Below are 12,996 nucleotides of genomic sequence, written 5' to 3'. Positions count from 1 at the left end.
GCTCTAGGCTCGTGCCGTGCTCTCCTGGCCCGCTCCGCTGCTGCCGACCCTGCCCGGAACCGGCCCCGTGCTCAAGGTCTACGACACCGCCCGGGGCGAGATCGTCGCGACGACCCCCGACCGCACGGCCCGGATGTACGTCTGCGGCATCACCCCCTACGACGCGACGCACCTCGGGCACGCCGCCACCTACCTGGCCTTCGACCTGATCAACCGCATGTGGCGCGACGCCGGCCACGCCGTCCACTACGTCCAGAACGTCACCGACGTCGACGATCCGCTGCTCGAGCGCGCCGACCGCGACAACGAGGACTGGGTCGTGCTCGGCATGCGCGAGACGGCGCTGTTCCGCGAGGACATGACGGCGTTGCGCGTGCTGCCCCCGGAGGACTACGTCGGTGCCGTGGAGGCCATCCCGCTGATCGTGGCGCAGATCGAGCAGCTGCTCGACGCGGGGCTGGCCTACGTGCTCGACGACGGCACCGGAGACGTCTACCACGACGTCGCCCAGGCGCCCGGGTTCGGCAGCGAGTCCCGCTACGACGAGGCCACGATGCTCCGGTTCTTCGCCGAGCGCGGGGGCGACCCCGACCGCTCCGGCAAGCGCAACCGGCTCGATCCGCTGCTGTGGCGCGGGCGGCGCGAGGGCGAGCCGACGTGGCCCGGCCCCCGAGGGGCCGAGGGGCGGCCCGGCTGGCACATCGAGTGCGCCACGATCGCCCTGGACACCATCGGCATGGGCTTCGACGTCCAGGGTGGCGGCAGCGACCTGGTGTTCCCGCACCACGAGTTCTCCGCCGCCCACGCCGAGGCGCTCGCGGGCACGAAGCCGTTCGCCAAGGCGTACGTGCACGCGGCGATGATCGGGCTCGACGGCGAGAAGATGAGCAAGAGCCGGGGCAACCTGGTGTTCGTGTCCAAGCTGCGCGGCGAGGGCGTCGACCCGATGGCGATCCGGCTGGCGCTGCTCTCCGGTCACTACCGCACCGACCGGGCCTGGACCTCCGACCTCCTGCGGGCGGCCGAGCGGCGGCTGGGCACCTGGCGGCGCGCGGTCGCGCGCGATGCCGGCGCACCCGCCGGGCCGGTGCTGAAGGGGCTTCGCGAGCGGCTCTCCGACGACCTGGACAGCGCCGGCGCCATCGCACTGGTCGACGAGTGGGCGGCACGGACGCTGGCCGCCGACGCGGACGACCTCGAGGAGCAGGCGCCGCAGGTCATCTGCGACGCCGTGGACGCCCTCCTCGGCGTCGACCTGGGCGACTGCGGATGAGCAGCGCGCCCGCCGGCCCCTTCCGGCTGACCGACCGCGCCGCCCGCGAGCACGCCGAGGAGCAGCTCGCGCCGTCGGCGGCCCGGGCGGCCGCCTCCCGGGGGCGGGTGCGACCGGAGCCGGAGGACGCGCTGCGGACCGCCTTCGAGCGGGACCGGGACCGGATCCTGCACGCCAAGGCGTTCCGCCGGCTCAAGCACAAGACGCAGGTCTTCCTGAACCCCGACGGCGACCACTTCGTCACCCGCCTCACGCACACGCTGCAGGTCACCCAGGTGGCCCGGTCGCTGGCGCGCGGGCTGGGCCTCAACGAGTCCCTCGCCGAAGCCATCGCGCTCGGCCACGACGTCGGGCACTCGCCGTTCGGGCACATCGGCGAGGAGGCGTTCGACCCCTACGTGCCCGGCGGGTGGCACCACGCAGCCCAGGGCGTGCGGATCGTCGAGGTGCTGGAGGACCTCAACCTCACCTGGGAGGTCCGCGACGGCATCCGCGCCCACAGCTGGAAGATCGACCCTCCGCCGGCCACCCGCGAGGCCGAGTGCGTGCGCTACGCCGACCGGATCGGCTACCTGTCCCACGACGCCCTGGACGCCGCCCGCGCCGGGGTCATCCGCGCCGCCGACCTGCCCGCCCGCGCCGTCGCCGTCTTCGGGCAGCCGGGCAGCCAGATGGTGGGCGCGATGATCGACGCCGTCGTCGCCGGCTCCCTGTCCGCCGCGAACACCGCCGGGGCCGTCGTCATGGCCCCGGACGCGCTGGAGGCGATGCACGAGCTGCGCGACTTCATGTTCGCCCGGGTCTACGCCTCCGACGTGGCGGCCGGGCAGAAGCACGTCGCCGTCGACGTCATCCGCCGCCTGGTCGACCACCACCTGGCGCACCCGCAGCTGGTGCCCGGCTCCTACCGGGACACCGAGGCCGAGGTCCTGACCCAGGTCGTCGACTACGTGTCGGGCATGACCGACCGCTTCGCGCTGGCCACCCACGACCGGCTGTTCGACGCCGACGCGTCGGCGCAGATGCGCCCGCTGCTGGCGGAGCGCTGACGGCGGCCGGCCATGCGCCGGGACTCAGGAACCGCCGGCGGAACCCCCACCGCGACGGCGGAGGTAGCGCTCGAACTCCCGGGCGATCGTGTCGCCGTTGGCCCGGGACAGGTCGTCCTCGGTGGCCCGCTCCTCGAGCGAGCGCACGTACTCGACGACCTCGGCGTCCTCGTTGGCCATCTCGTCGACGGTCTTGACCCACTCGTCGGCCTGCTGGGGGAGCGCACCCAGCGGCACGGTCGTCTCCAGGACCTCCTCGATCCGCTGCAGCAGGGCCACGGTGGCCCGGGGCGACGGCGGCTGGGACACGTAGTGCGGAACGGCGGCCCAGAAGCTGACCGCCGGCAGGCCGGCCTGCACGCAGGCGTCCTGGAAGACGCCGAGGATGCCGGTGGGACCCTCGTAGCGCGAGGTCTCCAGCGAATAGGCCCGGGCGGACTCCGCGTCGTAGGCCGAGCCGGTGACGGGGGTCGGGCGGGTGTGCGGGGTGTCGGCCAGCAGGGCGCCCAGCGCAACGACCATCCCGGCGTCGAGCTCCCGCAGGATCTCGATGAGCTCGTCGCAGAAGCTGCGCCACCGCATGTTGGGCTCGATGCCGCGGATCAGCACGACGTCGCGCTCGAGGCCCTCGGGGCGGGCGACGGAGATGCGCGTGGTGGGCCACTCGATGCGCCGGCTCACCCCGTCGACCAGAGAGACGGTGGGCCGGTTGACCTGGAAGTCGTAGTAGTCCTCGGGGTCCAGTGCGGCCAGCGGCTTCGCGTCCCAGATCAGCTCCAGGTGCTCCACGGCGCCCGTGGCGGCGTCCCCGGCGTCGTTCCAGCCCTCGAACGCGGCCACGACCACCGGGTCGGTGAGCTGCGGAAGGTCATCGGTGCTGGACATCGGATCGGTCACCCCTGCCAGCCTACGTCGATCCCTCCGCTCCGGATGCGCGCACGGGGCCGCTCGACCGGGCCTGCTGTGCCGGCGCCCGCCGAGGTGAGACGATGCTGGGTGACATCGGGAACGCCCAGGCCTGGGCCAGCCCGCCGGGGTGACGGAGCGCAAGGCCCGCACGCCCATCGAGAGACCCACTGGGGAACCCTGTGTCCGAGTCACCCACCCTCCGTCCGGATGTCACCGACCAGCTGACGGCGCTGCTGAGGCAGCGCATCCTGGTGCTCGACGGCGCCATGGGGACGGCGATCCAGCGCGACCGTCCCGACGAGGCCGGCTACCGCGGGGAGCGGTTCGCCGACTGGCCCAGCGACGTGCAGGGCAACAACGACCTGCTGAGCATCACCCAGCCGCAGATCATCTCCACCATCCACCGCGAGTATCTCGAGGCCGGCGCCGACCTCGTCGAGACCAACACCTTCAACGCCACGACGATCTCGCTGTCGGACTACGGCATGCAGGAGCTGGCCTACGAGCTGAACGTCGCCTCCGCGCGGCTGGCCCGCGCCGAGGCCGACGCGATGACCGCCCGCACACCGGAGAAGCCGCGCTTCGTCGTCGGCGCCATCGGCCCCACCAGCCGGACGGCGTCCATCTCACCCGACGTCAACGACCCCGGGGCCCGCAACGTCGGCTTCGACGAGCTGGTGGAGGCCTACCTCGAGCAGGCCAACGGCCTGGTCGACGGCGGCTCGGACGCGCTCCTGGTCGAGACGATCTTCGACACCCTCAACGCCAAGGCGGCGATCTTCGCGTGCGAGACGCTGTTCGAGCAGCGCGGGCGCCGCTGGCCGGTGCTCATCTCCGGCACGATCACCGACGCCTCCGGCCGCACCCTGTCCGGCCAGGTGACCGAGGCGTTCTGGCACTCGGTCCGGCACGTCAAGCCGCTGCTGGTCGGCCTCAACTGCGCGCTGGGCGCCAAGGAGATGCGGCCCTACATCGCGGAGATCGCGCGCGTCGCCGACACGTTCGTGTCCTGCTACCCCAACGCCGGGCTGCCCAACGCGTTCGGCGAGTACGACGAGGCGCCCGAGGAGACCGCCGCCATCCTCGGTGAGTTCGCCGAGAGCGGCTTCGTGAACCTGGTGGGCGGCTGCTGCGGGACGACCCCGGCGCACATCGCCGCGATCGGGCAGGCCGTGGCGGGGCTGCCGCCGCGCATCCCCGTCGAGGTCCGCCCCGCGCTGCGGCTGTCCGGCCTGGAGCCGGTGACCGTCGACGAGGACTCGCTGTTCGTGAACGTCGGCGAGCGCACCAACATCACCGGCTCGGCCCGCTTCCGGAACCTGATCAAGGCCGGTGACTACCCGACCGCGCTCACCGTCGCGCGGCAGCAGGTGGAGGCCGGGGCGCAGGTCATCGACATCAACATGGACGAGGGGATGATCGACGGCGTCGAGGCGATGGACCGCTTCACGAAGCTGATCGCCGCCGAGCCCGACATCTCCCGCGTGCCGGTGATGGTCGACTCCTCCAAGTGGGAGGTGATGGAGGCCGGCCTCAAGAACATCCAGGGCAAGGCGATCGTCAACTCGATCTCCCTCAAGGAGGGCGAGGAGAAGTTCGTCCACCACGCCCGCCTGTGCCGCAAGTACGGCGCCGCGGTGGTGGTCATGGCGTTCGACGAGGACGGCCAGGGGGACAACCTCGAGCGCCGCACGCAGATCTGCCGGCGCGCCTACGACATCCTGGTCGAGCAGGTCGGGTTCCCGATCGAGGACATCATCTTCGACCCGAACATCTTCGCCGTCGCCACCGGCATCGAGGAGCACGCCAACTACGGCCTGGACTTCATCGAGTCCACCCGCTGGATCAAGCAGAACCTGCCGGGGGCGCTGGTCTCCGGCGGCGTCTCGAACGTCTCCTTCTCCTTCCGCGGCAACAACCCGGTGCGCGAGGCGATCCACTCCGTCTTCCTGTACCACGCGATCGCCGCGGGCCTGGACATGGCGATCGTCAACGCCGGCCAGCTCGAGGTCTACAGCGAGGTGCCCGAGCTGCTGCGCGAGCGGATCGAGGACGTGATCCTCAACCGCCGCCCGGACAGCACCGAGCGCCTGCTGGAGATCGCCGGGGACTTCGCCGGTGACGGCTCGGTCAAGGAGGTGGCCACCGAGGAGTGGCGGTCGCTGCCGGTGGGGGAGCGGATCACCCACGCCCTGGTGAAGGGCATCGACGAGTTCGCCGAGAGCGACACCGAGGAGCTGCGCGCCGAGATCGCCGAGCGCGGGGGCCGGCCCATCGAGGTCATCGAGGGACCGCTGATGGACGGCATGAACGTCGTCGGCGACCTGTTCGGCGCCGGGAAGATGTTCCTGCCGCAGGTGGTGAAGTCCGCCCGGGTGATGAAGAAGGCCGTCGCCTACCTGATCCCCTACATCGAGGCCGAGAAGCAGCCGGGCGACGTCGAGCGCTCGAACGGCAAGGTCGTCATGGCGACGGCGAAGGGCGACGTCCACGACATCGGCAAGAACATCGTCGGCGTCGTGCTGCAGTGCAACAACTACGACGTCGTCGACCTCGGCGTCATGGTGCCGCCGCAGAAGATCCTGGATGCCGCCAAGGCCGAGGGCGCCGACGTCATCGGCCTGTCCGGGCTGATCACGCCGTCGCTGGACGAGATGGTCACCCTCGCCTCGGAGATGGAGCGGCAGGGCTTCGAGATCCCGCTGCTCATCGGTGGGGCCACGACCTCGCGCGCGCACACGGCGGTGAAGATCGCGCAGAAGTACCACGGACCGGTCATCTGGGTGAAGGACGCGTCCCGCTCGGTGCCGGTGGTCGCCGCGCTGCTGTCGGACGAACAGCGGCCCAAGCTGCTGGCCGAGACCGACGCCGACTACGCGGCGCTGCGCGAGCGGCACGCCGCCCGCCAGGACAGCCGGAAGCTGCTGCCCATCGCCACCGCGCGGGCCGCGGCCACGCCGATCGACTGGACCGCCTACGCGCCGCCGCGACCGCGGATGCTGCTGCAGCAGACCAAGGACGTCTGCGCCGGACCCTCGTGCGGCCACCGGCACGACGCCGGCACCCAGTTCGTGAAGACGTTCCCCGACTACCCGCTCGAGGAGCTGCGCCCCTACATCGACTGGCAGCCGTTCTTCAACGCCTGGGAGATGCGGGGCCGATTCCCCGACATCCTGCACAACCCGAGCACCGGCGAGGCCGCGCGCCGGCTGTACGACGACGCCCAGCAGATGCTGGACCGGATCGTCGACGAGCAGTGGCTGCGGGCCAGCGGCGTCTTCGGTCTGTTCCCGGCCAACCAGGTCGAGGGCGACGACATCGAGGTCTACACCGACGAGTCGCGCACCGAGGTCCGGACGGTCCTGCACCAGCTGCGGCAGCAGACGGAAGGCCGCGACGGCTCGCCGCGCAAGTCGCTGGCGGACTTCGTGGCACCCCGGGACACGGGCCTGCGCGACCACGTCGGCGCCTTCGCCGTCACCGCCGGCCTGGGGTCCGCCGAACGGGTCACGGCGTTCAAGAAGGACAACGACGACTACAGCGCGATCATGCTCGAGGCGCTGGCCGACCGGCTGGCCGAGGCGTTCGCCGAGCGGCTGCACGAGCGGGTGCGCCGCGAGTTCTGGGGCTACGCCGCCGACGAGTCGCTGGACAACGACTCCTTGATCGCCGAGAAGTACCGCGGCATCCGGCCGGCACCGGGCTACCCCGCCTGCCCGGAGCACACCGAGAAGCAGACGATCTGGGACCTGCTGGACGTCGAGGCGAACACCGGCATCGAGCTCACCGAGAGCATGGCCATGTGGCCGGGCGCCGCGGTCAGCGGGCTGTACTTCTCGCACCCGCAGTCGCGGTACTTCGTGCTGGGCAGGGTCGGCCGGGACCAGGTCGAGGACTACGCCCGCCGCAAGGGCTGGACCGTGGACGAGGCGGAGCGCTGGCTGTCGCCGAATCTCGGCTACCGCACCGAGGACGAGTGAAGGACCCCGCAGAAGGACCCCGTCCTCCTCATCGCTCGCAAGCTCGCGACGAGCCTCGGGACGGGGCCGTTCCAGCTCGTCACCAGGGCCGTTCCATCAACTCACTGGACGACCAGGACGTCGGTGAAGCCGGCGTCGTGGCTGCTGGCGAAGCGGTACTCGCCGGGCTGCGCCGGGGCCTGGAAGGTCAGCAGGCTGCCCCCGGGGACGGCGACGTCGAACGCGCCGTCCTCGGCGGTCAGCGTCACGTCCTGGCCGGTGCCGTTGAACACGGTCACCCGCGAGCCGGCGGCGACCGGCGCGGCGACGTGGAAACGTTCCTCGTCGACGAGCACGCCGACCGAGAGCTCCCCGTGGTCGTGGCCGGCCATCGGGTCGCCCGCCGCGCCCGCCGGGGCGGCCGGCTCCTGGGCCGCGGTGCCAGGTACCGGTGCGGCGCCGGCCGGGGGAGGGGAACCCGCCAACCCCACCGCCAGGGCCACGGTCGCCAGCATGACCAGCACCTCTCCGGTGGCGAACCGGCGGAAGCTGCGCCGATCGCCGGCCCGGAGCCGGGGGAGGGTGCGCCGGCGGTGCTGCCAGCCGAGCACGCCGAGGGCGACCAGGCCGGCGGTCTTGCCCACCAGCAGCCAGCCGTAGCCGGTGCCGGCCGCCGCCAGGAGCGCCTCCGTGCCGCCCAGCACGAACCACGCGGCGAGCACGCCGGTGACCGCGGTGGCGAGGAAGCAGACCAGCGCCACACCGCTGAACCGGGAGGCCGCCGACGCCGCCGTCCCGCTGCCTCGGCCGTGGACGAGCAGCGCGAGCAACCCGCCGACCCAGACGGCCGCGGCCAGCACGTGCACGCCGAGCGTGGTGACGGCGGCCAGGTGGTCGTCCGCGGCCGAGGAGTGCCCGCTGAGCACGACCGGGGCGAGCAGTGCCGCCGCCGCGACGGCCAGCAGCAGCCGGGCACCTGCCGGGGTGCGGCACCGTCGGGCCGCGGGGACGAGGACGGCGGCGAGCGCCAGCACGACCAGCGTGGCCCGGCCGGCGCCGGTGTCGAGGAGGTAGACCTGCAGCGACGACCAGGGCAGCGAGGCCGGCGACCGGCCCACCAGGAGGCTCACGGTCAGGACGGCCCCGAGCGCGGTGGTCCCGGCCCAGGCCAGCGCCCACGACGAGGCGGCGCCGAGCGCCCGGCGGGCCTCGGGGGTCCCGGGCAGGAGGACGGCGGCGAAGACCAGAGTGCCGACGGTGCCCACGGCGGCGATCCGCGCGGCCAGGGCGGCGATCGGCGCCAGACCTTCGACCAGGGCGCCGGGACCGGCCAGGGGGTGCCCGCCCTCGGGACCGCCACCGCCGACGGTGAGCGCCGCCAGGACGACGGCGACCAGCGCGACGCCGGTGGCGGCCAGTGCAGGCGCCGTCCACGGCAGCCGTGCCTCCTGCTCCGCTCGGGCCGGGGATCGGCCCTCGGGGGTCAGCAGGGTCGCCGGCCCGCCGCGGGTCACGACCGCCTGCGCAGCCGACGGGCGGTCAGGACGCCGAGGGCGCCGAGCAGGCCGACGCCGGCCAGCGGATAGACGGCGGGGAGCCCGGCGTCCTGAGGAGCGTCGGCCCGGGCCGGCTCCAGGACCGGCTCGGCGGCGGCGGCGGGCGCGGAGGCAGGCGCGGAGGCGGCGGCCTCGGTGACGGTGAAGTCGTACGTTCCCGACAGCGGGTGCCCGTCGGAGGAGGTGCTGCGCCACTCCACCCGGTAGGCGCCCGCCGGGAGCGCGTCCCGCACCGGCTGGACGACCGCGGTGTCGCGGATCTCGGCAGGGCCCTCCGACACCGGGGCGCCGTCCGGTCCGCTCACCAGCACCTGGGTGCCCAGCGGCAGCGGTTCCCCGGTGAACCGGAGTTCGACGGCCGACGGCGCGGTGCTCACCGTCTCGGCCGGGGCCGGCGTGGTGCTGACCAGTCCGTCGTGGGCGAGGGCCACGGAGGGTCCGGTGCCCACGATCAGCGCGGTCGCGGCCATGCCGAGCAGCGCCTGGCCCACCCGCCGTCCGGGGGAGTGGCCTCGACCGGCCGATCGCGAAGCAGTCATGCTCGATGTTCGCACCGGAGGGGCCCTCCGGTTGGGATCGGCCGAGAATTTTCCCCCCAGGTGAACCGATCCGGGGGGCGGCGCCGAATGCGGGTTGCATCACAGGCGGAGGCGGGAGGAATCTCCCGCCGGGGGAGCCGCCTGCTGGTTCGTGTCAGTCCCCCCGAGAACTGGAGCACACCATGCGCAAGGCATTCGCCCTCCCGACCGTCGCCATCGCCGCCGCGGCGTTCCCGCTGCTCACCATGGGCACGGCCCTGGCCGACCACGACGGCAGCTACCAGGCCTCCCTCGGCGCCCTGAACCAGTCGGGCGTCACCGGCACCGGCATGGTGACCCTCAAGGGCGACCAGGCGACCGTGACGGTCAAGGCGTCCAACCTGCTGGCCGGGTCCCCGCACGCCCAGCACTTCCACATCGGCGCCCAGGGTGTGTGCCCGACCGACGCCGACGACAAGGACGGCGACGGCTTCCTGAGCACCACCGAGGGCGCGCCCGCCTACGGCGCCATCGGCACCTCGCTCACCACGACCGGTGACACCAGCCCCGACAGCGGCCTGGCCGTCGACCGGTTCCCGACCGCCGAGGGTGGTTCCCTGACCTACGAGCGCACCTTCTCCATCACCGAGGACGTGCAGAAGGCGTTCGCGGCCGGCACCGCTGTCCTCGTGGTGCACGGCGTGGACAAGGACGGCTCGGGCGCCTACGACGGCGACATCAAGAGCGACCTCGACCCCTCGCTGCCCATGGAGGCCACCGCCCCGGCCGCCTGTGGCCCGCTGAAGGCCGCGCAGATGGGCACCACGCCCGCCGGTGGTGCCGAGACCGGTGCCGGTGCGACCAGCGGCGTGGAGAACCAGGCCGCGATCGGTGTCGGCGCCCTGGCTGCGGTCGGTGCGGCTGCTGCCGGTGCCGTCGCCTACCGCCGTCGTCAGGCCGACCAGGCCTGATCCGGCTCCGGGGCCGCGCGGGTGGCATGCCCGCCCCGCGCGGCCCCGGCCCCTTCTCCGCCGACCCGGAAGGACCCGCGTGACCGAGCAGAGCAGCCGCCGTCCGAGCCCCCGCACGTGGATGGCGCTGGCCGTCGCCCTCGCAGTCGTGGCCGTCGTCGCCGTCGTCGTGGTGGTGACCGGGCAGCAGCAGGCCCCGACCCCGGCCGCGGCGGGCACCGAGCGTTCGCAGCCGGCCGTGCCGGCCCCTGCCTCGCCGACGGAGCCGAGCGGCACCCCCGCGGAGCCGACCGCTCCTGCCGAGCCGGTGGCCGAGCCGGTCTCGGTGGGCATCCCCTCGATCGACGTGACCAGCGAGCTGCTCCGCCTGGACCTCAACGACGACGGCACCGTCGAGGTCCCGCCGCTCGAGCCCGACGACAAGGCCGGCTGGTACCAGCGCGGCCCGGCGCCCGGCGCCGTCGGCCCCGCGGTCATCCTCGGGCACGTGGACTCCGCCGAGCACGGTCCCGGCATCTTCTTCGACCTCGGCGCCCTGGAGCCCGGCGACGAGGTGACCGTCGACCGCGCCGACGGCACGGTCGCGGTCTTCGCGGTCGACCGGGTCGAGGTGCACCCGAAGGACGAGTTCCCGACCATCGAGGTGTACGGCAACACCGACGACGCCCAGCTGCGGCTGATCACCTGCGGGGGCGACTTCGACTCCGCGGTGCGCAGCTACGAGGACAACGTCATCGCCTTCGCCACGCTGACCGGCACCCGCCCCGCCTGATCCCGGGATGCCGGTCGGCACCGGTGGGCACGGTGGTCAGCCGACCGGAGCCACCGGGTGCAGCGCGGCTGCGCCGCGACCGTCCGCCTTCACCTGGTAGAGGGCCAGGTCGGCGCGCCGCATCAGCTGGGCCGCGGTGTCCCCGGGGCAGCGCTCCGCCACCCCGGCCGACATGCTCACGTCGGGTACGACGGAGCAGGGGCGCCGGACGACGGCGAGTGCCTCGGGACCGGAGAACCCGGGCATCAGCAGCGCGAACTCGTCGCCGCCGTGCCGGGCCAGGAGGACACCGGGCGGCAGCTGCTGCCGCCAGCTGTCGGCGACCTGCCGCAGCAGGCGGTCACCGGCCTCGTGGCCCTCGGTGTCGTTGATCGGCTTGAAGTGGTCCAGGTCCAGCAGGCCCGCCGACAGCACGGCGTCGCGCCGCCGCACCTGCTCGTCGAGCGCCTCGTCGAAGCCGCGGCGGTTCGCCAGGGCCGTGAGTGCGTCGGACTCGGCGCCGGAGGCGCGCAGGACCAGCGTCCGCGTGACGACGGCGAGGGTGGACACGACGACCGCGAGCGCCGCGGCGGTGGCCGCCGGCGCGTCGCCGCGCAGGAGCAGCGCCGCCGACGTCCCTCCGACCGCGGTCACGATGTGGGCCACCGCCACACGGCGGTCGGCGAAGAAGCAGGCCATGACCCCGACGAAGGCGCTGATCGAGGCGCAGATCACGGCGGTCGTCGAATCGGTTCCCGCACCTCCCCTGAGGAGGGGAGTGCCGACCGGCCGGCGGGCTCCATGCTCTCCGGGGGCACGTCCCTGCGACGGGGCGCCGGCTGGGACGATGGCACGCGAAGGGCACCACCGCGGAGGCTCGTCCCCGGGAGGACAGGGCCGGCTCACGTCGCCGACCCAGCCCCGACCACCGATCGACCCGGGCTGCACGTGCCCCGCGCCCGGGGAACCGAGAAGCGAGGAACCGCCGTCCCCATGCGGAGCAGTCCTGCTGCCGTCCTGTTCGACATGGACGGCACCCTGGTGCAGACCGAGGAGTACTGGGGCGAGGCCATGTTCGAGCTGGCCGCCTCCCTCGGTGGCCGGATGTCGGAGGAGGCCCGGGCGGCGACGGTCGGCACGAGCATGCGGCGGTCGATGGAGGTGCTGCACGCAGACCTCGGCGTCGTGCGCACCGAGGGGCAGCTGCAGGCCGACGCTCGGTGGGTGGAGGACCGGACCGGCGAGCTGATGTCCCGCGGCATCGCGTGGCGTCCAGGCGCCCGCGAGCTGCTCGAGGGGGTCCGTGCGGCCGGGATCGCCACCGCCCTGGTGACGACGACCCCGCGCCGGCTCGCCGACATCGTGCTGGGAAGCATCGCGGCCGACCTGGGCGGCGACCCCTTCGACGTCACCGTCTGCGGCGACGAGGTGCCGGCCCGCAAGCCGGACCCCGCGCCGTACCTGCAGGCGGCCGCCCAGCTGGGGGTCGACGCGTCCTCCTGCGTGGTCGTCGAGGACTCGCTGGTCGGCGTGACCTCGGGCCTGGCGGCCGGGATGGCGGTGCTCGGGGTCCCGGCGCTGCAGCCGGTGCCGCCCGCGCCGGGGCTGACGCTGCGCGACACGCTCTCCGGGGTGGGGGTCGACGACCTGGTGCCGGTGCTCGCCGCGCGTACGGCTGGAGACCGCGTTCCGCTGATCCGCCGATGACTTGCCCGCGCCCGTCCGGTCACGGCTGTGGACGGCGCCGGTAGCGAGGAGAGTCATGAGCAGTGCGGCAGGCGACGGGCCCGTCAGGGGCCCGCGTCCTACTCCCCGTCGATCGAGGAGAAGTACGGCAGGCCGGTCGGGGAGTGGCTCGACATGGTCCGGCGCAGCCCGCTGGACACCCACATGCAGGTGGTGAGCTGGCTGGCGACCGAGCACGGGCTGGGTCACGGGCACGCCAACGCCCTCGTCGCCCACGTGCGCGCCGAGCGGAGCTGACCGAGGACGGCGGTGCCGTCGGACGGC

11 protein-coding genes are annotated in these 12,996 nt (G+C 73.5%); 7 read left to right on the top strand and 4 right to left on the bottom strand.

What is annotated here, in order from left to right; genetic code table 11:
* The first annotated feature begins 16 nt into the window (after positions 1-16).
* Both mshC and C5507_RS05435 read left to right on the top strand, forming a co-directional pair.
* The gene (gene mshC, locus C5507_RS05440; RefSeq protein WP_104527512.1) at positions 17-1,273 is read left to right on the top strand and encodes a cysteine--1-D-myo-inosityl 2-amino-2-deoxy-alpha-D-glucopyranoside ligase; all 1,257 of its coding nucleotides are present in this window, start codon (positions 17-19) and stop codon (positions 1,271-1,273) included.
* A complete protein-coding gene (locus tag C5507_RS05435; protein WP_104527511.1) occupies positions 1,270-2,322 on the top strand; it encodes an HD domain-containing protein in 1,053 nt (350 codons plus the stop codon). The genes mshC and C5507_RS05435 overlap by 4 nt, the downstream gene beginning before the upstream one ends.
* A 24-nt stretch (positions 2,323-2,346) precedes the next feature.
* On the opposite strand, the gene C5507_RS05430 is transcribed toward C5507_RS05435, so the two are convergent.
* Complete coding sequence (locus C5507_RS05430; RefSeq protein ID WP_242611026.1) at positions 2,347-3,219, bottom strand: PAC2 family protein; 873 nt, start codon at positions 3,217-3,219, stop codon at positions 2,347-2,349.
* 191 nt (positions 3,220-3,410) lie between these two features.
* Between C5507_RS05430 and metH the strand changes: the two genes are divergently transcribed.
* Positions 3,411-7,211, top strand: a complete 3,801-nt coding sequence (gene metH, locus C5507_RS05425; protein WP_165400436.1) for a methionine synthase — start codon at positions 3,411-3,413, stop codon at positions 7,209-7,211.
* A gap of 101 nt (positions 7,212-7,312) precedes the next feature.
* Here the strand turns inward: metH and C5507_RS05420 are convergent, their stop codons facing one another.
* Positions 7,313-8,704 carry a copper resistance D family protein gene (locus C5507_RS05420; RefSeq protein ID WP_104527509.1) on the bottom strand — a complete coding sequence of 464 codons (1,392 nt, stop codon included), beginning with the start codon at positions 8,702-8,704 and terminating at the stop codon, positions 7,313-7,315.
* Positions 8,701-9,285, bottom strand: a complete 585-nt coding sequence (locus tag C5507_RS05415) for a copper resistance CopC family protein (RefSeq protein WP_104527508.1) — start codon at positions 9,283-9,285, stop codon at positions 8,701-8,703. Before C5507_RS05415 ends, C5507_RS05420 begins: the two co-directional genes overlap by 4 nt.
* A gap of 182 nt (positions 9,286-9,467) precedes the next feature.
* Between C5507_RS05415 and C5507_RS05410 the strand changes: the two genes are divergently transcribed.
* The gene (locus C5507_RS05410) at positions 9,468-10,235 is read left to right on the top strand and encodes a hypothetical protein (protein WP_104527404.1); all 768 of its coding nucleotides are present in this window, start codon (positions 9,468-9,470) and stop codon (positions 10,233-10,235) included.
* A gap of 79 nt (positions 10,236-10,314) precedes the next feature.
* Complete coding sequence (locus C5507_RS05405; RefSeq protein ID WP_207225699.1) at positions 10,315-11,007, top strand: class F sortase; 693 nt, start codon at positions 10,315-10,317, stop codon at positions 11,005-11,007.
* A gap of 36 nt (positions 11,008-11,043) precedes the next feature.
* Here the strand turns inward: C5507_RS05405 and C5507_RS05400 are convergent, their stop codons facing one another.
* Positions 11,044-11,721 carry a GGDEF domain-containing protein gene (locus C5507_RS05400; protein WP_104527507.1) on the bottom strand — a complete coding sequence of 226 codons (678 nt, stop codon included), beginning with the start codon at positions 11,719-11,721 and terminating at the stop codon, positions 11,044-11,046.
* Positions 11,722-11,979: 258 nt separating this feature from the next.
* Between C5507_RS05400 and C5507_RS05395 the strand changes: the two genes are divergently transcribed.
* Positions 11,980-12,693: an HAD family hydrolase gene (locus C5507_RS05395; RefSeq protein WP_104527506.1), complete on the top strand. Its 714-nt coding sequence runs from the start codon at positions 11,980-11,982 to the stop codon at positions 12,691-12,693.
* 27 nt (positions 12,694-12,720) lie between these two features.
* Positions 12,721-12,969, top strand: coding sequence for a DUF4287 domain-containing protein (locus C5507_RS05390; RefSeq protein WP_104527505.1), 249 nt, complete (start codon positions 12,721-12,723; stop codon positions 12,967-12,969).
* Positions 12,970-12,996 lie beyond the last annotated feature (27 nt).

The sequence above is a fragment of the Blastococcus saxobsidens genome (assembly GCF_002938435.1).
GTDB lineage: Bacteria > Actinomycetota > Actinomycetes > Mycobacteriales > Geodermatophilaceae > Blastococcus > Blastococcus saxobsidens.
Note: the sequence above shows the minus strand (reverse complement) of the source record. Positions and strands in the feature narration are given on the sequence as shown.